Origin of the sequence: Mixta mediterraneensis (assembly GCF_030283135.1) — a bacterium.
GTDB lineage: Bacteria > Pseudomonadota > Gammaproteobacteria > Enterobacterales > Enterobacteriaceae > Pantoea > Pantoea mediterraneensis.
This window is the reverse complement of record NZ_JASUAZ010000037.1, coordinates 1-24281: the sequence shown is the minus strand read 5'-3', so window position 1 is coordinate 24281 and position 24281 is coordinate 1. Positions and strand designations below refer to the sequence as shown.

At 53.8% G+C, this 24281-nt stretch carries 25 protein-coding genes and 1 tRNA gene; 21 read left to right on the top strand and 5 right to left on the bottom strand.

Annotated elements, in window-relative coordinates; all coding sequences use genetic code 11:
- Positions 1 to 101: 101 nt before the first annotated feature.
- Together QRY16_RS17035 and QRY16_RS17030 are read right to left on the bottom strand one after the other, a co-directional pair.
- Positions 102 to 173 (bottom strand) — tRNA-Arg (locus tag QRY16_RS17035).
- A 73-nt stretch (positions 174 to 246) separates the two neighbouring features.
- Positions 247 to 1176, bottom strand: coding sequence for a formate/nitrite transporter family protein (locus QRY16_RS17030; protein ID WP_289777439.1), 930 nt, complete (start codon positions 1174 to 1176; stop codon positions 247 to 249).
- Between the two features lie 210 nt (positions 1177 to 1386).
- Between QRY16_RS17030 and ccmA the strand changes: the two genes are divergently transcribed.
- From ccmA to mlaA, 10 genes are all read left to right on the top strand, one after another.
- Positions 1387 to 2004: a cytochrome c biogenesis heme-transporting ATPase CcmA gene (ccmA, locus tag QRY16_RS17025; protein ID WP_289777438.1), complete on the top strand. Its 618-nt coding sequence runs from the start codon at positions 1387 to 1389 to the stop codon at positions 2002 to 2004.
- Positions 2004 to 2663 carry a heme exporter protein CcmB gene (gene ccmB / locus QRY16_RS17020; RefSeq protein ID WP_193404743.1) on the top strand — a complete coding sequence of 220 codons (660 nt, stop codon included), beginning with the start codon at positions 2004 to 2006 and terminating at the stop codon, positions 2661 to 2663. The genes ccmA and ccmB overlap by 1 nt, the downstream gene beginning before the upstream one ends.
- 58 nt (positions 2664 to 2721) lie before the next feature.
- Positions 2722 to 3462 carry a heme ABC transporter permease gene (locus QRY16_RS17015; protein ID WP_289777437.1) on the top strand — a complete coding sequence of 247 codons (741 nt, stop codon included), beginning with the start codon at positions 2722 to 2724 and terminating at the stop codon, positions 3460 to 3462.
- On the top strand, positions 3459 to 3692 hold the full coding sequence (gene ccmD / locus QRY16_RS17010; RefSeq protein WP_289777436.1) for a heme exporter protein CcmD: 234 nt from the start codon (positions 3459 to 3461) through the stop codon (positions 3690 to 3692). Before QRY16_RS17015 ends, ccmD begins: the two co-directional genes overlap by 4 nt.
- Positions 3689 to 4174 carry a cytochrome c maturation protein CcmE gene (gene ccmE, locus QRY16_RS17005; protein WP_289777435.1) on the top strand — a complete coding sequence of 162 codons (486 nt, stop codon included), beginning with the start codon at positions 3689 to 3691 and terminating at the stop codon, positions 4172 to 4174. Before ccmD ends, ccmE begins: the two co-directional genes overlap by 4 nt.
- Positions 4171 to 6129 carry a heme lyase CcmF/NrfE family subunit gene (locus QRY16_RS17000; protein ID WP_289777434.1) on the top strand — a complete coding sequence of 653 codons (1959 nt, stop codon included), beginning with the start codon at positions 4171 to 4173 and terminating at the stop codon, positions 6127 to 6129. Before ccmE ends, QRY16_RS17000 begins: the two co-directional genes overlap by 4 nt.
- Positions 6126 to 6683 carry a DsbE family thiol:disulfide interchange protein gene (locus QRY16_RS16995; protein ID WP_193404748.1) on the top strand — a complete coding sequence of 186 codons (558 nt, stop codon included), beginning with the start codon at positions 6126 to 6128 and terminating at the stop codon, positions 6681 to 6683. The genes QRY16_RS17000 and QRY16_RS16995 overlap by 4 nt, the downstream gene beginning before the upstream one ends.
- The gene (locus tag QRY16_RS16990) at positions 6680 to 7135 is read left to right on the top strand and encodes a cytochrome c-type biogenesis protein (RefSeq protein WP_289777433.1); all 456 of its coding nucleotides are present in this window, start codon (positions 6680 to 6682) and stop codon (positions 7133 to 7135) included. Before QRY16_RS16995 ends, QRY16_RS16990 begins: the two co-directional genes overlap by 4 nt.
- Positions 7135 to 8346: a c-type cytochrome biogenesis protein CcmI gene (gene ccmI / locus QRY16_RS16985; protein ID WP_289777432.1), complete on the top strand. Its 1212-nt coding sequence runs from the start codon at positions 7135 to 7137 to the stop codon at positions 8344 to 8346. The genes QRY16_RS16990 and ccmI overlap by 1 nt, the downstream gene beginning before the upstream one ends.
- A 160-nt stretch (positions 8347 to 8506) precedes the next feature.
- Entirely contained in the window at positions 8507 to 9271 is a 765-nt protein-coding gene (mlaA, locus tag QRY16_RS16980) for a phospholipid-binding lipoprotein MlaA (protein WP_289777431.1), read from the top strand.
- Between the two features lie 59 nt (positions 9272 to 9330).
- On the opposite strand, the gene fadL is transcribed toward mlaA, so the two are convergent.
- Positions 9331 to 10614: a long-chain fatty acid transporter FadL gene (gene fadL / locus QRY16_RS16975; protein ID WP_289777430.1), complete on the bottom strand. Its 1284-nt coding sequence runs from the start codon at positions 10612 to 10614 to the stop codon at positions 9331 to 9333.
- Between the two features lie 358 nt (positions 10615 to 10972).
- Here fadL and QRY16_RS16970 point away from each other — a divergent pair, with 358 nt between their 5' ends.
- From QRY16_RS16970 to sixA, 4 genes are all read left to right on the top strand, one after another.
- The gene (locus QRY16_RS16970) at positions 10973 to 11269 is read left to right on the top strand and encodes a YfcZ/YiiS family protein (RefSeq protein ID WP_289777429.1); all 297 of its coding nucleotides are present in this window, start codon (positions 10973 to 10975) and stop codon (positions 11267 to 11269) included.
- A 160-nt stretch (positions 11270 to 11429) separates the two neighbouring features.
- Complete coding sequence (gene fadI / locus QRY16_RS16965; protein ID WP_289777428.1) at positions 11430 to 12740, top strand: acetyl-CoA C-acyltransferase FadI; 1311 nt, start codon at positions 11430 to 11432, stop codon at positions 12738 to 12740.
- Entirely contained in the window at positions 12740 to 14857 is a 2118-nt protein-coding gene (gene fadJ, locus QRY16_RS16960) for a fatty acid oxidation complex subunit alpha FadJ (protein ID WP_289777427.1), read from the top strand. Before fadI ends, fadJ begins: the two co-directional genes overlap by 1 nt.
- Positions 14858 to 15062: 205 nt before the next feature.
- Positions 15063 to 15545, top strand: a complete 483-nt coding sequence (sixA, locus tag QRY16_RS16955) for a phosphohistidine phosphatase SixA (RefSeq protein ID WP_193404755.1) — start codon at positions 15063 to 15065, stop codon at positions 15543 to 15545.
- A 34-nt stretch (positions 15546 to 15579) separates the two neighbouring features.
- Here the strand turns inward: sixA and smrB are convergent, their stop codons facing one another.
- The gene (smrB, locus tag QRY16_RS16950) at positions 15580 to 16128 is read right to left on the bottom strand and encodes an endonuclease SmrB (protein WP_289777426.1); all 549 of its coding nucleotides are present in this window, start codon (positions 16126 to 16128) and stop codon (positions 15580 to 15582) included.
- A 159-nt stretch (positions 16129 to 16287) separates the two neighbouring features.
- On the opposite strand from smrB, the gene prmB reads away from it, so the two are divergent.
- The 6 genes from prmB to QRY16_RS16920 are packed head-to-tail and all read left to right on the top strand — an operon-like array spanning position 16288 to position 20878.
- Positions 16288 to 17220 carry a 50S ribosomal protein L3 N(5)-glutamine methyltransferase gene (gene prmB, locus QRY16_RS16945; protein ID WP_289777425.1) on the top strand — a complete coding sequence of 311 codons (933 nt, stop codon included), beginning with the start codon at positions 16288 to 16290 and terminating at the stop codon, positions 17218 to 17220.
- A gap of 45 nt (positions 17221 to 17265) precedes the next feature.
- Positions 17266 to 18351, top strand: a complete 1086-nt coding sequence (aroC, locus tag QRY16_RS16940; RefSeq protein ID WP_289777424.1) for a chorismate synthase — start codon at positions 17266 to 17268, stop codon at positions 18349 to 18351.
- A gap of 4 nt (positions 18352 to 18355) precedes the next feature.
- Entirely contained in the window at positions 18356 to 19177 is an 822-nt protein-coding gene (mepA, locus tag QRY16_RS16935) for a penicillin-insensitive murein endopeptidase (RefSeq protein ID WP_289777423.1), read from the top strand.
- Positions 19178 to 19185: 8 nt separating this feature from the next.
- Positions 19186 to 19989 carry a sulfite exporter TauE/SafE family protein gene (locus tag QRY16_RS16930; protein WP_289777422.1) on the top strand — a complete coding sequence of 268 codons (804 nt, stop codon included), beginning with the start codon at positions 19186 to 19188 and terminating at the stop codon, positions 19987 to 19989.
- Between the two features lie 31 nt (positions 19990 to 20020).
- A complete protein-coding gene (locus QRY16_RS16925) occupies positions 20021 to 20566 on the top strand; it encodes an elongation factor P hydroxylase (protein WP_193404997.1) in 546 nt (181 codons plus the stop codon).
- 30 nt (positions 20567 to 20596) lie between these two features.
- Entirely contained in the window at positions 20597 to 20878 is a 282-nt protein-coding gene (locus tag QRY16_RS16920) for a YfcL family protein (RefSeq protein ID WP_289777421.1), read from the top strand.
- Between the two features lie 23 nt (positions 20879 to 20901).
- Here the strand turns inward: QRY16_RS16920 and mnmC are convergent, their stop codons facing one another.
- A complete protein-coding gene (mnmC, locus tag QRY16_RS16915) occupies positions 20902 to 22911 on the bottom strand; it encodes a bifunctional tRNA (5-methylaminomethyl-2-thiouridine)(34)-methyltransferase MnmC2/FAD-dependent 5-carboxymethylaminomethyl-2-thiouridine(34) oxidoreductase MnmC1 (RefSeq protein ID WP_289777420.1) in 2010 nt (669 codons plus the stop codon).
- Positions 22912 to 23065: 154 nt separating this feature from the next.
- Here mnmC and fabB point away from each other — a divergent pair.
- Positions 23066 to 24281 (top strand): beta-ketoacyl-ACP synthase I (fabB, locus tag QRY16_RS16910; protein WP_289777419.1); only part of this gene is annotated, 1216 nt, incomplete at its 3' end.

Below are 24281 nucleotides of genomic sequence, written 5' to 3'. Positions count from 1 at the left end.
ATGAAATGAACTGAAACCATGTTCAAGGCGTCAACCCCTGATTTTACTGGTTTTAAGGGAGGGGGTGAAGTGTGTTGAAACGTGATGAAATGAAAGGGTATTGTCCCCTGCAGGAATCGAACCTGCAACTAGCCCTTAGGAGGGGCTCGTTATATCCATTTAACTAAGGGGACGTCGGCGGGCAGTATAGCGCAGTTATACGCCAAATTAACCACGCCGACGTGCGTTTGCTCATTCCATCGACAATTAGTGCTCCTGTTGCTCTTCCTGACGGCGTTTCCCGGCCTTCTTTTGCTCTGCCTTAGCCTTAGCGGCGGCCAGTTCGCTCATATCATTACGAATTTGCGCATGACTGATTAAGGCGAAGATTAGCGTGCCGCCGGTGATATTGCCCAGCAGTGTCGGCAGAGCGAAAGGCCAGAAGAATTCTTGCCAGGCGATCGCACCGCTAAAGACTAAATAGAGCACTTCCACCGAGCCCACCACGATATGCGCCAGGTCGCCAAGCGCAACCAGCCATGTCATCATTATGATAACAAACAGCTTAGTCGCGCCAGCATAAGGAAACATCCATACCATCGTGGCAATAATCCAGCCTGCGATTACCGCGTTGGCGAACATCTCCCCTGGCGTGTTCTCCATCACTTTTTGGCTGATCGTCGTGAAGGCATGATGCGTCGCATCATCAAAAACTGGCATTTCATTAAACGCCAGGGCAGCCAGAGCGGTGCCGATTAGGTTGCCGAGCAACACAATTCCCCACAAACGCAGCAGCAGCCCGCCATTGCTCCATGTCGGTTTATGCATGACAGGCAAAACGGCGGTAACGGTGTTCTCTGTAAACAGTTGCTGGCGTGCCATAATGACAATGACAAAACCAAAGGTATAGCCTAAATTCTCCAGCAAAAATGCGCCGGGTACGCCGTCGAGATGGACCAGAAAAATGCCTTTCGCCATCAGGGAGGCGCCCATGGATAATCCGGCTGCAATGGCCGACCACAGCAAGGCCATGCTGTCACGTTCCAGCTCTTTTTCGCCGTCCTGGCGTATCTCCTCATGTATCGCGGCGGCACGGGATGGGAGCGCTTCTTCATCGACTTCAATATCGGTGCCTTTTTCTTTTTCTTCGCTATCCACATCATTGTGGCCCTGATCAATGCCTGATGAATGCTTCATATTTTCTCCTGGTGACAATGCCAACGCGTAATAAGCGTAGACGGTTTTGGCTCGGCTAAAATGTAACTGTCGATAAGAATAAGAGTAACAACGATTTAACCCTGCTTGTTTTTTGCACAATGCGGAATCTGAGGCGCCTGCCTGGGCTTCGGCCCACAGCATCATTGTGGTATTATCCTGGCCTCATTTATCTGGCGCGATTTTCCCTTCATGTTGGAAGTCATTAATCTTTCTTGTGTTCGCGACGAGCGCACCCTTTTTCACGGGCTCACGTTCAGCGTGGCGGCAGGTGATATTGTGCAAATTGAAGGACCGAATGGTGCAGGTAAAACATCTTTGCTGCGCCTGCTGGCTGGCCTGAGCCGGGCTGAGCAGGGTGAGGTCAGATGGCAATCCCGACCCATCCACCAGCAACGCGAAGTCTGGCATCAGACGATGCTGTATCTTGGTCACCACGCTGGCGTGAAAGCAGTGCTGTCGCCGCTGGAAAATCTGCGCTTTTATCATCGCGATTGTCATGACGAACAGATTTTTGACGCGCTGGAAAGCGTTGATCTGCTCGGCTACGAAGAAGTGCCGGTAGCACAGCTTTCAGCGGGACAGCAGCGGCGCGTGGCGCTGGCAAGATTATGGTTGAGCCGCGCTTCACTGTGGATTCTGGATGAGCCTTTAACTGCCATTGACAAAGCGGGCGTAGAAAAATTAATGACGAAATTCGCTCAACATGCCGATAACGGAGGTGCGGTGATTCTGACCACGCACCAGGATTTACCCAACAGCCATGCCAGCATACGTAAAATTCGCCTGAGCGGTGCGGAGCTAATTTAATGTTAATGCCGGTTATTCAGCGCGAACTCCGCATTGCCTTTCGCAGCGGCGCAGAAGTGATTAACCCGCTGTGGTTTTTCCTGATTGTGATTACCTTATTCCCGCTTGGTATTGGACCCGATCCGCAGCAGCTGGCACGCATCGCGCCGGGCGTGGCGTGGGTAGCGGCCTTGCTGGCCTCGCTGCTGGCGCTGGAGCGTTTGTTCCGCGATGACTTTATCGACGGCTCGCTGGAGCAACTCTTACTGTTGCCTGCGCCGCTGCCGCTGACGGTAGTGGGTAAAGTCATTGCGCATTGGTTGGTAACAGGATTACCACTGATTGTGCTATCACCACTGGCGGCGCTGCTGTTGTCTCTGGATTTTCGCGGCTGGAGCGCCATGGCGCTGACGCTACTGCTAGGCACACCAACCTTAAGTTTTCTCGGGGCAATTGGTGTTGGGTTAACGGTGGGATTACGTCGCGGCGGCGTGCTGCTTAGTCTGCTGGTGTTACCGCTGGCGATTCCCGTACTGATTTTTGCCAGCGCGGCGATAGATGCGGCAGGGCAGGGTTTACCTGTCAGCGGCTATTTGGCCATTCTGGGCGCGATGCTGGCGGCGAGCGCCACCTTAGCCCCGTTTGCCACCGCCGCCGCATTACGTATTACGTTGCACTGAATCGCACACGCTATAGACGTGGCGATAACAAATTTATTTTTAATGTGAGCAAGTCATCATGTGGAAATGGTTACATCAACTGGGCAGGCCCGAGCGGCTGTATCAGTTATGCGGGCGCTTAGTGCCGTGGTTTGCAGTGGCGGCTATCGCTACGCTGCTGCTCGGCTGGGCCTGGGGATTCGGTTATGCGCCTGCGGATTATCAGCAGGGTAACAGTTTCCGCATCATGTACATTCACGTTCCGGCGGCGATGTGGTCGATGGGGGTATATGCCTCAATGGCCATCGCTGCTTTTATCGGCCTGGTCTGGCAGATGAAAATGGCCGATTTGGTATCGGCCGCGATGGCACCTGTTGGCGCCGTTTTTACCTTTATTGCTTTGGTAACCGGCTCCGCCTGGGGGAAGCCAATGTGGGGGACCTGGTGGATCTGGGATGCGCGCCTCACTTCGGAACTGGTTTTGCTCTTCCTTTATATGGGCGTAATCGCGCTCTATCACGCGTTTGACGATCGTCGAACGGCCGGGCGAGCCGCCGGTATTCTGATTCTGGTTGGCGTGGTTAATCTGCCGATCATTCACTTCTCAGTCCAGTGGTGGAATACCCTGCATCAGGGATCTTCTGGCATATTGCAGCAGGCCATTGCGCCTGTGATGCGTTCGCCGCTGCGTTGGGCAATCCTGGGGTATCTGCTGGTGTTTGTCACCTTAACGCTAATGCGTTTACGTAATCTGATCCTGTTAACGGAACGTCATCGCCCCTGGGCTGTCGGCGTCGCGAATGGAGGACGCAAAGTATGATGCCTGCATTTGCTTCCTGGCACGACTTCTTCGCCATGGGGGGATACGCCTTTTACGTCTGGCTGGCCGTTGTGTTTACCGTTATTCCTTTAGTGGGTCTGGTGCTGCACACGCTGTTGCTGCGCCGCCGTTTGCTGACGGAGATTCGCCAGCGTGAATCCAGAGAGCGTCGTATTCGCGCGGCGAAAACTAAAAAAGCCGCCAGTGAAGCGGCAGGAGAAACCATGTGAATATCCGCCGTCGCAATCGTCTCTATGTTGTCGTGGCGATTTTAGTCGGGCTTGGACTTGCTACTGCGCTGGTCATGTATGCGCTACGTTCCAACATTGATCTGTTTTATACCCCGAGCGAAATTTTATATGGCAAAGGCGAAGCGCATCAGAAGCCAGAGCCAGGCCAGCGTCTGCGCGTTGGCGGCATGGCGATGCCGGGCAGCGTTAAACGCAATCCGCAAACCCTTGCCGTTTCGTTTAAGCTCTACGACGCCAACGGCGTGGTCAGCGTTAGCTTTGAAGGCATTTTGCCGGACCTGTTCCGCGAAGGGCAGGGCGTAGTTGCGCAGGGCGTGCTGGAAAAAGGCAACCTGGTTAATGCAAAAGAAGTGCTGGCTAAGCATGACGAAAAATACACTCCGCCAGAAATAGAAGACGCGATGAAAAAGAATCACACCGGGCCGCAGTCCACCTATCAACAACCGGGTAAACAATCATGATGCCAGAAATTGGTAGTTTTCTGCTCTGCCTGGCATTGGGGATTTCTCTGTTGCTGAGTATTTATCCGTTGTGGGGAGCACAGCGGCAGGATGCTCGCCTGATGGCGATGGCGCGCCCGCTCTCTTACGGCCTGTTTGCCTGCATTGCCGCGGCATTTATGTTGCTGGTTTACGCCTTCATCTTGAATGACTTTACTGTCGGTTACGTAGCGACTAACTCCAACTTGCTGTTACCGGTCTATTACCGTATCGCCGCTACCTGGGGGGCGCATGAAGGTTCGCTTTTGCTGTGGGTTTTACTGCTCAGTACCTGGACATTAGCGGTAGCGCGGTTCAGCCGTGGTATGCCGCAGGATGCCCTGGCACGCGTGCTGGCGGTAATGGGCATGATCAATCTTGGCTTTCTGCTGTTTATCATTTTCACCTCAAACCCCTTTGCCCGCACCTTGCCAGATTTCCCGATTGATGGTCGCGATCTCAACCCAATGCTGCAGGACATCGGCCTGATCTTCCATCCGCCACTGCTGTATATGGGTTACGTTGGCTTCTCGGTGGCGTTTGCTTTTGCGATTGCCTCGCTGATGGCTGGGCGACTCGATACTGCCTGGGCGCGCTGGTCACGGCCATGGACAACCGCCGCCTGGGTGTTTCTTACCATCGGCATCGTACTGGGCTCGGCATGGGCTTACTACGAACTTGGCTGGGGCGGCTGGTGGTTCTGGGATCCAGTGGAAAATGCCTCTTTTATGCCGTGGCTGGCGGGCACCGCGTTGATACACTCGCTGGCGGTGACGGAAAAACGTGGCACCTTTAAGGCCTGGACGGTGTTGCTGGCGATTACCGCATTCTCACTGAGTCTGTTGGGGACTTTCCTGGTACGTTCCGGGGTGCTGGTATCGGTTCATTCGTTCGCTTCCGATCCGGCGCGCGGTATGTTTATCCTGGCTTTCCTGATTATCGTCATCGGCAGCTCCCTGCTGTTGTACGCGATTAAAGGCGGGCAGGTGCGCAGCCGGGTACAAAATGATGCCTGGTCACGCGAATCATTCCTGCTAGGCAATAATGTTTTGTTGATTGCAGCGATGCTGGTGGTTTTACTGGGGACGCTGTTGCCGCTGGTACACAAGCAACTTGGCCTTGGCAGCATCTCGGTGGGTGAACCCTTCTTCAATACTATGTTTACCTGGCTGATGGCACCCTTTGCTTTAATGCTCGGCATCGGGCCGCTGGTGCGCTGGCGGCGTGATGAACCACAGAAGCTGGCGAAACGCCTGGCGCTGGCGCTGATCGTGACGCTGGCTTTTTCGATTTTTATGCCCTGGTGGTTGCAGGATCGTATTGAAGCGATGACCGTGGTAGGTCTGCTGATGTCGGTGTGGATTATTGTTCTGACGCTGCTGGAGCTGCACGAGCGCGCCACGCATCGTCACCCTTTTTTCGCAGGTTTGCGCCATCTGACACGCAGCCACTGGGGTATGGTGCTGGGTCACCTCGGGGTTGGCGTTACGGTGATTGGGATTGCGTTCAGCACTCAATATAGCGTTGAGCGCGACATCCGTATGAAGGCCGGTGACAGCGTCGATATACATAGCTATCACTTTGTCTTCCGCGGGGTGCAGAATCTGCAGGGGCCGAACTACAGCGGCGGGGCCGGTATTATTGATGTCTCACGCAACGGTAAGCCGGAAGCCGTACTGCAAGCCGAAAAACGTTTTTACACTGCTGCGCGTACCATGATGACCGAAGCGGCAATTGATGGCGGCTTTACACGCGATCTCTATGCGGCGCTGGGCGAACAGCTTGATGACGGTTCGTGGGCGGTGCGTATTTATTACAAACCCTTTGTGCGTTGGATTTGGTTCGGCGGCGTGTTTATGGCGGTGGGCGGCCTGTTCTGCCTGCTCGATCCACGCTACCGCTCGCGTAAAAAAGCCCAACGCGAGGATCTGGCATGAACAAAAAAATACTGTTTATTCCATTCGCTTTTTTCCTGTTGTTGGCGGCGGTTCTGCTGTGGCAGCTGTCGCGTAACGCGAAGGGCGACGATCCCACGCGTCTTGAATCCGCGTTAATCGGTAAACCGGTGCCGTTGTTTAAGCTTGAAGCGCTGGATCAACCCGGCAAGATTTACGACCAGGGCGTGTTGACAGACGGTAAACCGATTCTCCTTAACGTTTGGGCGACCTGGTGTCCGACCTGTCGCGCGGAACATCAATATTTGAACACGCTGGCAGAGCAAGGCATTCGTGTGGTGGGTCTGAACTACAAAGACGATCGCAGCAAAGCGGTGACCTGGCTAAATACGCTCGGCAATCCTTACGCGCTGAGTTTATATGACGGTAACGGTATGCTCGGTCTCGATCTGGGTGTGTATGGCGCGCCGGAAACCTTCCTGATCGACGGTAAGGGCATTATCCGTTATCGCCACGCGGGTGACATGAATGCGCGCGTCTGGCTGCAGGAAGTGAAACCGCTATGGATCAAATACAGTTCGGAGGCGGGCGCATGACACGCCTTATTTTATGTATCTGTGGCATGCTGTTTAGCGTCAGCCTGTGGGCTGCTATCGACACCTATCAGTTTGATTCGGTGGCGCAAGAAGAACAATACCGCAATTTAACCGCTTCACTGCGCTGCCCGAAATGTCAGAACAACAGCATTGCTGACTCGAATGCAATGATTGCCGCTGATATGCGCCTCAAAGTGTACGAGCTGATGAAGCAGGGCCAAAGCCGCCAGCAAATCATCAATTATATGGTGGCGCGTTACGGCAATTTTGTGACCTATGAGCAGCCGGTTACGCCATCAACGCTCATTCTTTGGGTTGGGCCAGCGCTGTTTGTGGTGTTAGGGGGATTAATCATTATTTTGCGCAGCCGCCAACGTAAAACGCGCAGCGAACTGGACGACAGCGAACAGCAGCGTCTTGACGCGATTTTGAAGTCAGACAGGAAGCCGTAATGAGTGCATTTTGGATCACCCTTTTACTGTTATTGCTGGCGGCCTGTGCGCTGTTTCTTAGCGCCGGCTGGCGTCAACGTCAGGCCAGTAATGGCGATCGCGATCGCCTGAATAAAGATTTTTACCAGCAAAGAATGGATGAGCTGGCGCAGGATGAAGCGCAGGGCGTGGTGGCTGAACGGCCCGTGATGGAACGTGAGCTGCAACAAACGCTGTTAACGGATATTCCTCCCGGTAAGGTCGCTTCAGTACACAGCAGCAGCCGCTGGATACTTGTACCAGGTGTCATAGCGTTAATCGTTGTATCGCTGGGAACGTATCTGAAAACCGGCGGCCTGGCGCAGATGCGCGACTGGATGCAGGTAAAGGAGGAATACCCAGCGCTACGTGCTCGCGTGATGGACCCGCAAGCCAAACCGCTGAGCATGGAAGAGCTGGCGCATTTGCAGCTGGGCCTGCGCAGCGCGCTGCAATCTGAGCCGAATAACCGCAATGACTGGGCGATGTTAGGACGCCTCGGCATGGTGTTGAATAACGCCACTCTTGCCAGCCAGGCTTTTGAACATGCCTTACAGCTGGCACCAAATAATCTTGAATTAAAACAGGACTATGCCGAAGTATTAACCCGGTCCAGCGATCAGCAGGATAATCGTCAGGCGGGCTTAATTTTGCGTGATCTGCTTAAGGACGATCATAATAATATCCGTACATTAAGCCTGCTGGCGTTTAATGCGTTTGAACAGCAACAGTACGATCAGGCGATAAGTGCCTGGCAAACCATGCTGACGTTGTTACCGGTTGACGATCAGCGCCGCACGATGATCGCGCGCAGCATTGAGCAAGCAAAAACCGATGCAGGACAGCAGGATAACCGGCTGGCATTATCGGTGACTTTAGCACCGCAGGCAGAAAAAATGTTACCGCAAGGCGGAGTCATGTATATTTCTGTTTCTGACGGTGTATCACCGGTGCCTGTGGCCGTTAAGCGTATGCCGCTAAGCCACTTTCCGTTATCGCTGACGCTGGATGACAGTAACGCCATGATGCAAGATCGCCTACTGTCGGCGCAGCATCAGGTACAGGTTCGGGTGCGAATTTCCCGCGATGGCAGTGCCAATCCGCAGTCAGGAGACTGGTTTGGTCTGAGCGAGATAACGCCCTGGGATGGTCATCAGCATGTGGCTGTGGAAATTAATCAGCAGCAGCCCTGAAGCGATATACCAGTCATACTTCAGACTGCAGATGCGTAGGTATTGTCTGTTGCTCCCTGGCTCAGAGTGATCTCTGCTCCAGGGAATGCGCAGGTTCGCCGTATTCCTGCAACCTGAAGTATTTTGGGTATACACTTTTCATCCGCACAGGGAGATTGGAATGAATTATCGCCTGACCAGTTTGGTTGTGGCCAGTGTACTTCTGGTGGGTTGTGCCAGTTCAAAGCCTGAAAACAACGAGCCTGCGCAGCGCAGTGATCCGTTCGAAGGCTTTAACCGCACGATGTTTAACTTTAACTACAACGTGCTGGACCCCTATGTGGTGCGTCCTGTTGCAGTGGCATGGCGCGATTATGTGCCGGTGCCGGCGCGTACCGGCCTCAGTAATTTTCTTGGCAACCTGGAAGAACCAGCCAGCATGGTGAACGCTATTCTGGTGGGCAATCCGCGTGATGCAGGCATTCACTTCACACGCTTCTTCCTTAACAGCGTGCTGGGTCTGGGGGGCTTTATTGATGTGGCGGCTAAAGCGAACCCGGAGCTGGCACGTGAAGAGCCGCACCGTTTCGGCACCACGCTCGGACATTACGGCGTCGGTTACGGTCCGTATGTTGAACTACCTGCGTACGGGAGCTTCACCGTGCGTCAGGATGGCGGTGATTACGTCGACACGCTTTATCCCATCCTTGGCTGGCTGACCTGGCCGATGTCGATCGGTAAATGGACGCTTGAAGGGATTGAGACGCGGGCGCAGCTGCTGGATTCCGATGCGATCCTGAAACAGCAGAACGATCCGTATGCCTTTATCCGTAACGCTTACTTCCAGCGTCACGACTTTTTGGCGCGCGGTGGCAAGCTGAAACCGGAAGAAAACCCAAACGCTGCGGCGATTCAGGGTGATCTGCAGGACATCGACTCGCAGTAATCGAGGCGAAATAAAAAAGGCGACTCCAGTGAGTCGCCTTTTTTGATGGTGCCGCGCTATCAGAATTTGTAGTTGAAATTCGCGCCATACAGCCAGGCTTTACCGGTAGAGTTGAAAGTATAGGGGCCTTCTCTCACCGTGACGTGCTGACCGTGCATATAGGAAATGCCCAGGTCCACTGACGCGTCATCATTAAAGGCGTAAGACGCACCGGCGCTCAGCCATAAACGATCCTGGTCGGGAATGGAAATCGAGCGTTTGTCTGCCGGAACCGGGCTATCATCAAAGGCGATACCGGTACGGAACGTCCAGTTTTGGTCGTAAAAATACGTTGTCCCCAACGCCAGCCGATAAGCATCGCGATAGCTTTCATCTTTATAGAACAATGTCTGGCCGTTTGAGCCGGTGGCTTTCAGCTCCTGGAACTGACTCCAGCTGGTGTACGCCATGCTGTAATGCACCGCCCATTGAGGGGCCACTTTATGCCAGCCGGACAATTCCCACATTTCTGGCAGATTCAGGGTTAATGCGCCGGGGACGGTCATGCCGCCTGTGCCGTAAGGAATACCGGTTTGCATCGGATTATTGACGGCATTAAGTGCTGTGGGCAGGTTGCTCTTATAATCGCCATCAAAGTCGATTTTCACTTCGGAACGATAGGTAAAGCCGAAGCGATTATTTTCATCTACTTCATACAAAATGCCGGCGTTCCAGCCATAACCCCATTCATCACCTTTCAGGCGGGCAATTTGTGTATCCGCCGGAACGCCCAACGCGGCGCCCGATTCACCGGCATAGCGCTCAATTTTGGCTTTTGCATATACTGCATCAAAGCCGACACCTACGCTGAAATGCTCATTCAACCGGTATGCGGTGCTGAGGTTAAGGTTGCCGGTCACTAAATCGGTTTTACCGCCATAGCCACCTGCGGTATAGCCGTTATTAAATTCGGTGGCCAGGCCATAGTTAGATGTCACAGAGGCGCCAATCCACCACTGATCGTTAACGGGCTGCACGTAATGGATATTGGGCACCCATTGGCTTGGCGCAATATTACTGGCATTCAGGCTGCGGCCACTTTGGCTGGTGCCGTTGATATTCACGTCGGGATCGATATACACCGCGCCAATGGAGAAAGAAGGGCGATTCATCAACGCCATCGTCGCCGGGTTACGGCTGGCCGATGCGGCGGTATCACCCATTGCGCCTTCACCAGAATAGGCGCGTCCTAAACCAATCGAAGAAAATTCATTTAATTGAAACCCAGCTGCGTAAACGTGTGAAGAGACAAGCGCTATTGCAGCCGCCACGGCTGACTTTGCAAACAGGTTTTTATGGCTCATGACCACAACCTCATGTGAATTATTATTTAACGCTATGACGACGCGTAACAAGGGACGGCGGATTGTAGGGACTGATGTCAAACGTACATATCAGACCAGTGCGGCAAGTATAGGTCCGACCTGTGTGTGTGTTGCAATATTGTTTTTAAAATATTTCTTGATTGATCGATGAAAATTCGATCCACTTAACAAAAGCAGAAGAAGCGAACACAGCATAACGATTCATATTTGTTTTTGGTCAATTTTTATTGTGATATTCGTCACTTAGCGAGGCAGTCATAGCGCAAATCATCCTGAAGGCGTAAAATTTCGGACTGAAAATTACGCAGCTTGTCGAATTAATCGTCAGGAGAAAAAGATGTCTGATGCCATTAAAAAATGCAGTGCAAACGAAACCGCAGCCTGCTGTTGTGTCGATGTCGGCACCGTTATAGATAACAGCGACTGTACCGCAACCTGGACCGAATGGTTTGCGCAACGTGCCGACGCTGAAACAAAATTGCAGCGCCTGAGCGAAAAGGCGCGTCAGGTTGAATCTGAACCTTGCGATATTGATGCGCGTTTCAGCGAAGAAGCAGACGGCGTTAAATTAGAGGCAGGTTTTACTTTCTCCTGCCAGGCTGAAACCCTGATTTTTCAGCTCAGCCTGCGTTAATCCGCTCACGCCGCTTATCGCGGCGTTTTTCATTTTCGTGTTTCCCTTCGCAAATTTTTCCTTTCGATATTGGCGGGGTAACCGCTTGTGGTTAACACTGTTGATCAGGTCAGACCTCTTTCGGCAATGATGCCCCGGTCCCGATTTACAGGTGAAAACAATGAGCAAAGCGCAGTCGCTGCTGACGCGTGATGGCGAGCGCATCGCCATAACCCACGGATTACGTACACCTTTCCTGCGGCAGGCTAGCGGCTTTCATGGCATTCCGGCGGTTGAGTTAGGCCGCATGTTGATAAGCGAACTGATGGCGCGCAGCGAATTATCCGCAGAGGTGATTGAACAGCTGGTGTTTGGTCAGGTCGTGCAAATGCCAGAAGCGCCCAATATCGCCCGTGAAGTGGTTCTCAGTAGCGGCTTAAGTGTGCATACCGATGCTTACAGCGTTAGCCGCGCTTGCGCGACCAGTTTTCAGGCGGTGGCTAATGTCACCGAAAGTCTGTTGGCGGGAACAATCTCGGCGGGCATTGCGGGCGGTGCGGATTCCTCTTCTGTGCTGCCCATCGGTGTCAGCAAAACGATGGCGCGTGCGCTGGTGGATATGAACAAAGCGCGCAGCTTCAGGCAAAAACTCCATATTCTGCGCCGTCTGCGGCCACGTGATCTGCTGCCCGTTCCGCCTGCGGTGGCAGAGTTTTCGACCGGTTTACGCATGGGCGATACGGCTGAGCAAATGGCAAAAAGTCATGGCATCACGCGTGAAGCACAAGACGCGCTGGCGCTGCGTTCTCATCAACGTGCCGCCAAAGCCTGGCAATCCGGTGTGCTGAGCCAGGAAGTGATGCCGGTTTTTGTCCCACCGTGGAAAGCGCCGATTGAGCAAGACAATAACGTGCGTAGAGATGCGAAACCCGCGGATTATGCGCGGCTGCGTCCGGCGTTTGATCGCCAGCATGGCACAGTTACTGCCGCAAACAGTACCCCGCTTACCGATGGCGCCGCCGCAGTAATTTTGATGCGTGAAGGCCGTGCACGCGAACTGGGACTTAAACCGCTGGGGTATCTGCGCAGCTACGCTTTTACCGCAATTGATGTCTGGCAAGATATGCTGCTCGGCCCGGCTTATGCCTCGCCGCTGGCGTTAGATCGCGCTGGCCTCTCCCTAAACGATTTAACCCTGATTGACATGCATGAAGCCTTCGCGGCACAAACGCTGAGCAACCTGCAGATGTTCCGCGACGAACGTTTCGCTCGCGAGGTGCTCAACCGTCCACACGCTTTGGGCGAAGTGAACGAAGAACGTTTCAATGTGCTCGGTGGCTCTATTGCTTATGGTCATCCTTTCGCCGCCACCGGTGCGCGTATGATCACCCAAACTTTACAGGAACTACGGCGACGTGGTGGTGGTTTAGGCCTGGTGACCGCCTGTGCAGCGGGTGGATTAGGTGCGGCAATGGTTCTGGAGGCCGAATAATGGAACAGAACGCTTTTCATTTACAGATGCGCCTCGATCACGTGGGTATTATTACCCTTGACGTACCGGGCGAAAAGATGAATACGCTCAAGGCTGAATTTGCCGCGCAGATTGCTGCCATCATTGCCGAAGCGCGGCGTGATAAACAGTTGGCAGGATTAGTGTTGATCTCTGGCAAGCCGGACAATTTTGTAGCGGGGGCGGATATTAGCATGATCGATCGTTGCCAGACAGCGCAGGAAGCTGAAGCGCTGGCGCGGCAAGGCCAGGAAGTAATGGCTTCACTTGCGGCACTACCTTTTCCGCTGGTGGCGGCAATTCATGGCGCTTGTCTGGGTGGCGGCCTGGAGCTGGCGCTGGCCTGTGATGCGCGCATCTGTTCGCTGGACGATAAAACCAGGCTGGGACTGCCAGAAGTGCAGTTAGGTTTATTGCCGGGTTCGGGCGGCACGCAGCGATTACCGCATCTGATTGGCATACAGCAGGCGCTGCCGCTGATCCTTACCGGGAAAACCCTGCGCGCTAAGCAGGCACGTAAACTGGGGCTGGTCGATGATGCTGTACCGCAGGCGATCCTGTTGGAAACTGCGATTGAGCGAGTGAAAAAAGGCAAAAACAGCGCGCGCGTCTTACCAATGCGCGAGCGTTTATTACAGGGACCCATCGCCCGCCAGGTTTTGTTTGCGCTGGCAAAGCGTCAGACTGACCGCAAAACGCACGGCAATTATCCAGCGGCAAAACGTATTATTGACGTGGTGCGTATCGGGCTGGAGCAGGGCAGCCGGGCCGGGCATGATGCCGAAGCTCAGGCGTTTGGCGAACTGGCGATGACGAAAGAATCAGCTGCGCTGCGTAGTCTGTTTTTTGCTTCAACGGCCATGAAAAAAGAGCAGGGCGGTAATGGCGAAGCGAAAATTATTCAGCGCGTCGGCATTTTAGGTGGCGGCCTGATGGGGGGAGGAATTGCCAGCGTCAGCGCCATTAATGCCGGATTATCGGTGCGGATCAAAGACATCCATCTGAATGGCGTCAATCATGCGCTGCAAACCTGCTGGGAATTGCTGAGCGAAAAGGTAAAACGTCGCTATATCAGCGAGGCACAACGTCAGCAGCAGCTGGCGCGCATTACGGGAGGCATTGACTATCAAGGCTTTACGCAGCGCGACATGGTGATCGAAGCGGTATTTGAAGAGCTGGCTCTGAAACAGCAAATGGTCCGCGAAGTGGAAGAACATTGCCAGCCGCACACTATATTCGCCTCTAATACCTCGTCATTACCTATTGCTGATATAGCGGCGAAAGCACAGCGCCCCGAGAATGTCATTGGCCTGCACTATTTCAGCCCGGTAGATAAAATGCCGCTGGTAGAGGTGATTCCACATGGCGGGACATCGGAGGAAACGCTGGTCAGCACCGTGGCGCTGGCGCGGAAACAAGGCAAAACGCCAGTTATCGTGGCAGACAGGCCGGGCTTTTACGTCAACCGCATTTTGGCACCCTATATAAATGAAGCGATGCGCTGTCTGCTGGAAGGCGAGCCGATCGATCATATTGATCGTGCGCTGGTGAAGTTTGGTTTTCCCGTCGGGCCTATTCAGTTACTGGATGAAGTGGGTATTGATGTCGGCAGCAAAATCATTCCGATTTTACAGCAGGCTTATGGCGATCGCTTTGCTGCACCCGACGCGTTTGACGCCGTACTCAAAGATGGAAGAAAAGGGCGCAAAAATGGTAAAGGATTTTATTTATATGGATCGCATCGTGGTCAGCAGAGAAAGGCTGATCCTTCGCTGTATGCGTTGCTGGGAATAAAACCGCAGGTGAAGCAAAGCGCAGCGCAAATTGCCGAACGCTGTGTGATGATGTTGTTAAATGAAGCGGTACGCTGTCTGGATGAAGAGGTGATTCGGCAGCCACGCGATGGGGATATTGGTGCTGTTTTTGGCATCGGGTTTCCTCCCTTCCTCGGGGGACCGTTCCGCTACCTTGACCAGCTTGATGCAGCTGAGGCGCTTAATACATTAAGCCGCCTTAAGCAGCAATATGGCGATCGTTTTATACCTTGTGACGCTCTGGAAAACCTGGCTCAGCAGCAGAAGAAATTTTACATTTCTTAGGGCGGGCAGAATAACCTTACTGATTCAGCGGGTTGGCAGGGTCTCATCAGCGTCTGCGGCACAGCACGATTCTGAGATGTGCTTATTTAATAAACAACCGGTTGACTATACTGAAGCCATTAAGGTACAACACGGCGTTCATTCGCAGAATGATAAGCCAGACGCGCTGGCGTCTGGTGATGTCGACAAACAACAGCGGTGCTTTATGCAAGTTTTTATCATGCGTCACGGCGATGCAGCTCTGGAAGCCGCAAGCGATTCGGTCAGACCTCTGACGCTTTGTGGGTGTAACGAATCACGCCAAATGGCGGGCTGGCTCAACGGTCAGACGCTGGATATTGAACGCGTTCTGGTGAGTCCGTATTTGCGCGCTGAACAAACGCTCGCAACGGTACGTGAAGCATTATCCTTGCCTGCCGGGCAGGACGTTTTACCTGAATTAACGCCGGGCGGCGATCCGGGGCTGGTGGCCTGCTATCTACAGACGCTGGCGAACGAGGGGGTGAAATCGGCGCTAGTGATTTCGCATTTACCATTAGTGGGTTATCTGGTTTCTGAACTCTGTCCGCAGGAAACGCCGCCGATGTTTGCCACTTCCGCTATTGCCTGTGTGGATTTTGATGCCGTTCAGAGTAAAGGCAAATTATTGTGGCAGGTAAGTCCTGCAAAACTGGCGAAAGCCATTTAATGTCTGTGGGCCGAATCAGCGGCCCAATCCCTTCTCAAGGCAGCTCGGGCGGTTGCCATTCCTCTACTTCAATCATTACCAGCAGCGCTGCGTCGCCGCCAAATAGCTTTGGTGCCTGATGAAAAGCCATCACAAAAGGGTGCTGAGCCAGCCATAACGGCGTTTGCTGTTTCAAAATATGTTTACCATGACCGGTCATTACGCTGGCGCAAAACAGATGTTCGCGTCGGCAGGCGGCAATTAACGCGCCCAGTTCCTGCTTGGCCTGCTGCTGGGTCAGGCCATGCAGGTCGAGAAAAATTTCTGGTGTGTAATCACCACGACGCAATTTTTTCAATTCAAAATGGCTGACATCGGCGCGTACATAGCGTGTTGCGCCTTCGGTTGATAGCAGCGGCTGGAACTCATCAGAAAAATAATGGCTGTTATCGGCCTGCTCAGAAAGCAACCGTTTTGTCGGCACTTCGCGGGTTTTCACCACGGGTTTGTGCACAATCGTATCTTGTTTCAACTTACGTGTTCCGCTCATCAACTGGCGAAACAGCGCTTTATCGTCCTGGCTGAGGCGTGTTTTTTTACTCATGGCGGGTAAAGTGTGTCAGAAAAGGTTGGTTTTCAGGGAATACGCTACCTTACCGTTAAGTGTCATTAAATGTCAGCTTTTTCACCTCGCTGCGCTGAATTCTCCATGGCTTCATGGCACACTATCGGCCGATTTAGCAAATGGCCTGCGGAGGGCTGCGTGGACAAAATTTTCGTCGATGAGGCAGTGAACGAACTGCACACTATTCAGGATATGCTGCGCTGGGCGGTTAGTCGCTTCTCTGCTGCCGGGATTTGGTACGGACATGGCACAGGTAATCCCTGGGACGAAGCCGTTCAACTAGTCTTACCGTCGCTCTGGCTACCGCTTGATATACCAGAAGATATGCGCAATGCGCGCCTGACCGCCAGCGAGCGTCATCGGATTGTCGAGCGGGTTATTCGCCGCGTTAATGAGCGCATTCCGGTCGCCTACCTGACCAACAAAGCCTGGTTTTGCGGTCATGAATTTTATGTGGATGAGCGAGTATTAGTGCCACGCTCGCCGATTGGCGAGCTGATTGAAAACCGTTTTGCCGGTTTGGTCAGTGACACGCCGCACCATATCCTTGATATGTGCACCGGCAGCGGCTGCATTGCGATTGCCTGCGCATACGCTTTTCCGGAAGCTGAAGTGGATGCCGTGGACATTTCCACAGATGCGCTGGCGGTTGCTGAACAAAATATTGAAGATCATGGCCTGATGCACAACGTTACGCCAATTCGTGCTGACCTGTTCCGTGGCCTGCCTGAACTGAAATACGATTTAATCGTCACCAATCCGCCTTACGTTGATGCGGAAGACATGGATGATCTGCCAGGTGAATATCGTCATGAGCCGGAACTCGGACTGGCAGCAGGCAGCGATGGGCTGAAACTGGTGCGCCGCATTCTTGCCTGCGCGCCAAATTACCTCAGCGAGCAGGGCGTCCTGATTTGTGAAGTGGGCAACAGCATGGTGCATATGATCGAGCACTATCCCGATGTGCCGTTTACCTGGCTGGAATTCGACAACGGTGGCGACGGTGTATTTATGCTGACGCGCCAGCAGATCGTTGACGCGCAACATCATTTTTCTTTTTTCAAAGACTGAAAGCGGGGCGAGTATTCGCCTGTTGAACCGTAACAAGGAAACAAAATGGCCGGAAACAGCATCGGACAATTTTTTCGAGTAACAACCTTTGGCGAATCCCACGGCATTGCGCTGGGCTGCATTGTGGATGGCGTGCCGCCAGGTATTCCGCTCACTGAAGCGGATATTCAGCACGATCTTGATCGTCGTCGCCCCGGTACGTCGCGCTATACCACGCAGCGCCGGGAACCGGATCAGGTGAAAATTTTGTCCGGTGTGTTTGAAGGCATCACCACTGGCACCTCAATTGGTTTATTGATCGAAAATACCGACCAGCGTTCTCAGGATTACAGCGCGATCAAGGATCTGTTCCGACCAGGCCATGCGGATTACACCTACGAACAAAAATATGGCATGCGCGATTATCGCGGTGGCGGCCGTTCTTCCGCACGCGAAACCGCTATGCGCGTGGCGGCGGGGGCTATCGCTAAAAAGTATCTGCAAATGAAGCACGGCGTTGTGGTACGCGGCTATCTGGCGCAGATTGGGGATGTGGCTTGTGAGCTGAAAGACTGGCGTATCGTGGAAGAAAATCCGTTCTTCTGCCCGGACGCTGACAAGCTGGACGCGCTGGATGAGTTGATGCGTGGCCTGAAGAAAGAGGGCGATTCCATTGGCGCGAAAGTTACCGTGATGGCTGAAAACGTGCCAGCGGGTCTGGGTGAGCCGGTATTTGATCGGCTGGATGCCGATTTAGCGCACGCATTGATGAGTATCAACGCAGTGAAAGGCGTTGAGATTGGCGACGGCTTTGCGGTGGTAAACCAGCGCGGCAGCCAGCATCGTGACGAAATTCGCGCTGACGGTTTCCAGAGCAATCACGCAGGCGGCATTCTTGGCGGCATCAGCAGCGGTCAGGTAATCAGCGCTAATCTGGCGATGAAACCGACCTCCAGCATTACCGTGCCGGGTAAAACGGTTACCCGTGATGGCGAAGAAGTGGAAATGATCACCAAAGGCCGACACGATCCGTGCGTAGGTATTCGTGCCGTACCGATTGCCGAAGCCATGATGGCTATTGTGCTGATGGATCATCTGCTGCGCCAGCGCGCGCAGTGCGCTGACGTCAATTCTTCCGTACCACGCTGGTAATTGCATGAAACGTCTCCTGTTAGCCCTCTCCGCGCTACTGCTCAGCGCAACCAGTCTGGCGGCAACGCCCTGGCAGCGCATTCAGCATCCGATTGCGGGTGCGCCGGTCTCTGTCGGTAGCTTTGCCAATGGCTGCATCGTGGGTGCGCAGGCGCTGCCACTTAATTCGCCGAATTACCAGGTGATGCGTCAGGATCAGCGTCGCTACTTTGGTCATCCCGATCTGATTCAGTTTATTCAGCGCTTAACGACCCAGGCGCATAATCTGCAACTGGGCAATGTGCTGATTGGCGATATGGGTATGGCGGCAGGTGGACGTTTTAGCAGTGGTCACGCCAGCCACCAGACCGGGCTGGATGTGGATATTTGGCTGCAACTGCCCAAAACGCGCTGGACGGCGCAACAATTACTGAAACCGCAGCCGCTTGATCTGGTTGCGCCCGACGATAAACGTGTGCGGACGCGTCACTGGCAACCCGAAATTGACAGCCTGATTAAACTGGCTGCGAAAGATGATGAAGTGGCGCGCATTTTTGTTAATCCCGCGATTAAAAAGCAACTTTGTGCTGATGCCGGGGCGGATCGAGACTGGCTGCGCAAAGTACGTCCCTGGTTTGCTCACCGCGCGCATATGCATGTGCGTCTGCATTGCCCGCAAGGAAGCAGTGAATGTATCGATCAAGCGCCACCCCCGCCGGGTGATGGCTGTGGCGCGGAACTGCAAAGCTGGTTTCTGCCGAAGCAGCCAGGTTCAGCGCCTGTGAAACGCGAACCCCCGCCGCTGCCTGCGGCTTGTCAGGCGTTGCTGGATAAACATTTACTGTAAGGGACATTATGGATTGGTTTGTCGTCAGCCCACTACTGGTTGGGCTGCTGTTCTTTGTCGCCATGCTGGCTGGCTTTATTGATTCGATTGCGGGGGGCGGCGGGTTGTTAACCGTCCCGTCCCTGTTAGCGGCGGGCCTCTCTCCCGCGCAGGCACTGGCAACTAACAAACTGCAATCTGTCGGTGGTTCGTTCTCTGCCAGCCTCTATTTTGTACGACGCGGCGCGGTCAAATTAAAAGAGCAATGGCTAAATATTGCCATGACCTTCATCGGTTCGGTGCTGGGAGCCATACTGATTCAACGGTTACAGGCCGATATGCTGCGTCAGGTGCTACCGCTGCTGCTGATTGCGATTGGGTTATGGTTTCTGTTAATGCCACGTATCGGTGAAGAGGATCGCGCTCGTCGCCTGTACGGGTTGCCCTATGCGCTAGTAGGCGGTGGCTGTATCGGCTTCTACGATGGTTTTTTCGGCCCTGGCGCAGGTTCCTTTTATGCGCTGGCCTTCGTGACGCTATGCGGCTTTAATCTGGCGAAAGCCACGGCGCATGCCAAAATCCTTAACTTCACTTCTAACGTTGGCAGCCTGCTGTTTTTTATGTTTGGCGGCAAAGTGGTGTGGGGAACGGGCGTAATTATGATGCTCGGTGCATTCTGCGGCGCTCGTCTTGGCGCACGGCTGGTGCTGGCGCGCGGGCAGAAATTAATCCGTCCTATGGTGGTAATTGTCTCAGCGGTAATGAGCGCCAAACTGCTGTGGGACAATCACGGCAGTGATATTATGGCGTGGCTGACCACGCTGCATGCGTAACGGATAACGCCAGATGACAGTAAATAAACATATGAATCCTCCCCATCACTACGAACAGTTGATTACGCTGTTTGATCGCTGTTTCCGCGACGACTTTCAGACCCGTCTAATTAAAGGAGATGACGAACCCATTTATCTTCCCGCTGATGCCGAATCGCCCTGGCATCGTGTGGTGTTCGCTCATGGTTTTTATGCCAGCGCACTGCATGAAATTTCACACTGGTGTATTGCCGGTGAAGCCCGACGAAAACAGGTAGATTTTGGTTACTGGTACTGCCCGGATGGCCGCGACGCGCTGACGCAAAGCCAGTTTGAAGCGGTAGAGGTGAAGCCACAGGCGCTGGAGTGGATGTTTTGTATGGCGGCAGGCTTCCCCTTCAATGTCAGTTGTGACAATCTCGACGGGGAGTGTGAGCCGGATCGCATTGCTTTTCAGCGTAAAGTCCATGCTCAGGTCATGTCTTATCTGGAGCAGGGTATTCCTGCACGACCCGCGCGTTTTATTGCAGCATTAGCTGAATTTTATGGCAGACCTTCCTTGACGGCTTCACAGTTTTCCTGGCCGGAAGATCTGTGACTTTGAAGGTTATCAAAAAGAGGAATTGAGATGGTCGCAGAATTTGAAGCGCGTATTCTGGCCTTAATTGACGACATGGTTGAACACGCCAGTGACGATGAGCTATTTGCCAGCGGTTATCTGCGCGGCCACCTCACGCTGGCGGTTGCCGAAGTGGATCAACTGGGCGAGCATACGCCAGAAGCGTTACAGATTCAGGTCACCCGCAGTCTGCAAAACGCCATCGCCGCAGGTGAATTATCACCCCGCGATCAGGCGCTGGTGGTTGGCATATGGGACAATCTGTTTTTGCAGGCGCGCCAGTCGGCCTGAGTATGCAGGGCGGTTCGCCGCCCTTATCCTGCTTTTTTGCCCTTCAGGAGTTTCCTCACCCAGTAACGATTCGGATTAAGCGCCGCCAGGGTTGCTGCATCTAAAGGCTGCGGTTCTGCTGTCAGTTGTGCTGCCAGCACCTCTGCGGCTAACGGCGCGCTGCATAAACCGCGCGAGCCCAGCGCGCCAAACAGATAAAGTTGAGGATAAGATGGCGCGTCGGCGATGGCTGCATTTTGCGCACGCTGGGCGGGTAAATCCTCATATTGCTTCAACGTTGCGGCATAATCTGGCGCGCTTCCTGCCATGGGTAAATGGTCACGGGTTGCGCACCGTACGCCGATACGCGCTTCTCTGGCGCTGACATCAACCTGCTGCGGCCAATGACTTTCTGGCAGACAGGCGATCAGGCGCGCGCGGTTTTCCTGTTGATCGCTCTCACGATACGCGGTTTCGGTTTCACCACGATGGTAGCTGGCACCGATACAATGCGTGCCAAACTGCGGGCTAACCGGCGTCAAATAGCCGTCGTAACACAGGACCGTTTGCAGCATATCCAGCTCCGGTGTGGACGGCACGTGGCTGACCTGGCCTGCTACTGCGTAAACCGGCACCTGTTCAGTTTGCGTGAAATCAGTCAGGCTATGTCCGTTCGCCAGCACTACCGCGTGATGCTGAACCGTGGGGCGATCGGCAAAGGTTAACCTCCAGCTTTCCTCTTTATATTCCAGTTGGCTAAGACGATGCAGCCAGTGAATACGCAGACCCTGTGCTTCACCATGTGCGAGCATGCCAGCAGTGAGTTCTGCGGGAGACAGCCAGCCGCCTTGCGGATAAAAAATTCCGCCGCAGCCCAGCTTCAGGTTCGCCAGCGCTTCTGCCTGCTGTTGATCGACGCCGTACGCTAACGCATCCGGCAAATCCATCCTGATCATCTGTTCGAACTTAGTCGCGCTTTTTTCATTCCAGCCCAGCTGCAACACGCCGCTCCAGTGATGTTCATACTGAACCGGAAGCTTTTCATAAAAACGGCGCGCAAAACTAAACGCGACAGGAAAGAAAGCGGCCAGCGCCGGATCATGCTGATTAAGCAAAGGATAAAGCGCACCCTGCCGGTTGCCAGAAGCGCCAAGCGCGGGGGCTTCATCGGCACAATATAGCGTGACGCGCCAGCCACGACGCAGCAATGCCAGCGCTAAGGTCGCACTGGCAATACCGCCCCCGATAAGCGCAATTTCATGGACCTGTAACCCCGGACGGGCATACCATGGCTGACGTAACGGGCACGCAGGCGCAGCGGCAAGCTGGCCGCACAACATTTCACGTTTCGGCCCAAATCCTTTGCGCCGCGTCACGCTAAAGCCCGCCTGCTGCAATCCACGACGCACAAATCCCGCAGCAGTGAAAGTGGCGAACGTTCCGCCGGGACGCGCCATTTTTGCCATGGCACTGAATAATTCAGGCGTCCACATATCCGGGTTTTTCGATGGCGCGAAACCGTCCAGGAACCACGCGTCCACCTGACGATTCAGGCTGTCATCAAACGTGTGAATAAGCGCGTTAATATCGCCTAACCACAAATCAAGGGTGACACGACCTTCGTCAAAAAGCAGGCGTTGACAGCCGGGCAGGGCGATTGGCCATTGCTGCTGCAACTGTTCTGCCCAGGGCGTCAGCGTTGGCCAGTGCTGATGGGCCGCGATTAAATCGCTTTGCGTTAACGGAAACTTCTCAAAGCTAATGAAGTGAAGGCGCTGCAAGATGGCGTTGGGCTGTTCCATGCGAAACGCCTCAAACGCCTGCCACAGTGTCAGAAAATTGAGCCCGGTGCCGAACCCGCTCTCAGCAACAATCAGCAGGGAGCGCTCGTGTTGGGCGAAGCGCTGTGGAAATTCATTGCCGCCAAGAAAGACATAGCGCGTTTCTTCCAGACCGTTTTCATTTGAGAAATAGACATCCTCAAAGGCTCGGGAAACAGGTGTACCCTGTTCATTCCAGTTAAGCTGGGCGTGTTCGACCGGGGTTAATTTCACGGAAAAGGCTCGTTTTTCAGGTAATGGCGCGATTCTAACGACCCGTGTGACATGACGCAAATTTACAAAAGGAAATGGCTGATCGGACTTGTTCGGCGTACAAGTGTAAGCTAAAGTGCACGTCAATCCAAAAGAAGTGGAAGAGGAAGGTTGAATGAAACGTGCAGTGATTACTGGCTTGGGGATCGTTTCCAGTATTGGTAATAACCAGCAAGAGGTGCTGGCATCTCTGCGTGAAGGCCGTTCAGGCATCACATTTTCTCAAGAGATGAAAGATTCCGGCATGCGTAGTCACGTCTGGGGTAACGTTAAACTGGATACCACCGGCCTTATTGATCGCAAAATCGTGCGTTTTATGAGTGATGCGTCCATCTATGCTTATCTTTCCATGGAAGAAGCAATTAAAGATTCTGGCCTGAGCGATGAAGCTTACCAGAATAATCCGCGCGTTGGTCTGATTGCAGGCTCCGGCGGCGGTTCGCCACGTTATCAGGTATTCGGTGCAGACGCGATGCGTAGCCCACGCGGCCTGAAAGCGGTTGGCCCTTACGTGGTGACCAAAGCGATGGCGTCAGGCGTCTCCGCATGCCTGGCCACTCCGTTCAAAATCCACGGTGTTAACTACTCCATCAGCTCTGCCTGCGCCACCTCTGCGCACTGCATCGGTAATGCGGTTGAGCAAATTCAGCTAGGCAAACAGGACATCGTATTTGCCGGTGGTGGTGAAGAGCTGTGCTGGGAAATGGCGTGTGAATTCGATGCCATGGGCGCGCTGTCTACCCGATACAATGAAACGCCAGAAAAAGCGTCACGTACCTATGACAACGAACGTGATGGTTTCGTTATTGCAGGCGGCGGCGGTATGGTGGTTGTCGAAGAGCTGGAACATGCTCTGGCGCGTGGTGCGCACATCTACGCTGAAATTGTTGGCTACGGTGCGACCTCAGACGGTGCAGATATGGTCGCGCCATCGGGTGAAGGCGCGGTACGCTGTATGAAGATGGCGATGCAGGGCGTTGATACGCCAATCGATTACCTGAACAGCCACGGGACGTCAACGCCGGTGGGCGATGTGAAAGAGCTGGGTGCCATCCGCGAAGTGTTTGGTGATAACACACCATACATTTCCGCAACCAAAGCCATGACCGGCCATTCACTGGGTGCGGCAGGCGTGCAGGAAGCGATCTACAGCCTGTTAATGCTGGAGCACGGCTTTATCGCGCCAAGCATCAACATTGAATCGCTGGATGCGGCGGCAGAGGGCATGAATATCGTCACCAGCCCGACTGAAAAAACGTTAACAACGGTGATGTCTAACAGCTTTGGTTTTGGTGGCACCAACGCCACGCTGACGCTGCGGAAATATCAGG

What these genes read in the sequence shown, in the direction of transcription:
- QRY16_RS16920 (WP_289777421.1), top strand. Translation starts at nt 20,597, where the DNA reads ATGGTCGCAGAATTTGAAGCGCGTATTCTGGCCTTAATTGACGACATG.
- ccmA (WP_289777438.1), top strand. Translation starts at nt 1,387, where the DNA reads ATGTTGGAAGTCATTAATCTTTCTTGTGTTCGCGACGAGCGCACCCTT.
- mepA (WP_289777423.1), top strand. Translation starts at nt 18,356, where the DNA reads ATGAAACGTCTCCTGTTAGCCCTCTCCGCGCTACTGCTCAGCGCAACC.
- QRY16_RS16925 (WP_193404997.1), top strand. Translation starts at nt 20,021, where the DNA reads ATGAATCCTCCCCATCACTACGAACAGTTGATTACGCTGTTTGATCGC.
- mlaA (WP_289777431.1), top strand. Translation starts at nt 8,507, where the DNA reads ATGAATTATCGCCTGACCAGTTTGGTTGTGGCCAGTGTACTTCTGGTG.
- QRY16_RS16930 (WP_289777422.1), top strand. Translation starts at nt 19,186, where the DNA reads ATGGATTGGTTTGTCGTCAGCCCACTACTGGTTGGGCTGCTGTTCTTT.
- QRY16_RS17030 (WP_289777439.1), bottom strand. Translation starts at nt 1,176, where the DNA reads ATGAAGCATTCATCAGGCATTGATCAGGGCCACAATGATGTGGATAGC.
- QRY16_RS17015 (WP_289777437.1), top strand. Translation starts at nt 2,722, where the DNA reads ATGTGGAAATGGTTACATCAACTGGGCAGGCCCGAGCGGCTGTATCAG.
- fadI (WP_289777428.1), top strand. Translation starts at nt 11,430, where the DNA reads ATGAGCAAAGCGCAGTCGCTGCTGACGCGTGATGGCGAGCGCATCGCC.
- aroC (WP_289777424.1), top strand. Translation starts at nt 17,266, where the DNA reads ATGGCCGGAAACAGCATCGGACAATTTTTTCGAGTAACAACCTTTGGC.
- QRY16_RS16990 (WP_289777433.1), top strand. Translation starts at nt 6,680, where the DNA reads ATGACACGCCTTATTTTATGTATCTGTGGCATGCTGTTTAGCGTCAGC.
- ccmD (WP_289777436.1), top strand. Translation starts at nt 3,459, where the DNA reads ATGATGCCTGCATTTGCTTCCTGGCACGACTTCTTCGCCATGGGGGGA.
- fadJ (WP_289777427.1), top strand. Translation starts at nt 12,740, where the DNA reads ATGGAACAGAACGCTTTTCATTTACAGATGCGCCTCGATCACGTGGGT.
- QRY16_RS17000 (WP_289777434.1), top strand. Translation starts at nt 4,171, where the DNA reads ATGATGCCAGAAATTGGTAGTTTTCTGCTCTGCCTGGCATTGGGGATT.
- ccmB (WP_193404743.1), top strand. Translation starts at nt 2,004, where the DNA reads ATGTTAATGCCGGTTATTCAGCGCGAACTCCGCATTGCCTTTCGCAGC.
- QRY16_RS16970 (WP_289777429.1), top strand. Translation starts at nt 10,973, where the DNA reads ATGTCTGATGCCATTAAAAAATGCAGTGCAAACGAAACCGCAGCCTGC.
- ccmI (WP_289777432.1), top strand. Translation starts at nt 7,135, where the DNA reads ATGAGTGCATTTTGGATCACCCTTTTACTGTTATTGCTGGCGGCCTGT.
- sixA (WP_193404755.1), top strand. Translation starts at nt 15,063, where the DNA reads ATGCAAGTTTTTATCATGCGTCACGGCGATGCAGCTCTGGAAGCCGCA.
- smrB (WP_289777426.1), bottom strand. Translation starts at nt 16,128, where the DNA reads ATGAGTAAAAAAACACGCCTCAGCCAGGACGATAAAGCGCTGTTTCGC.
- QRY16_RS16995 (WP_193404748.1), top strand. Translation starts at nt 6,126, where the DNA reads ATGAACAAAAAAATACTGTTTATTCCATTCGCTTTTTTCCTGTTGTTG.
- fadL (WP_289777430.1), bottom strand. Translation starts at nt 10,614, where the DNA reads ATGAGCCATAAAAACCTGTTTGCAAAGTCAGCCGTGGCGGCTGCAATA.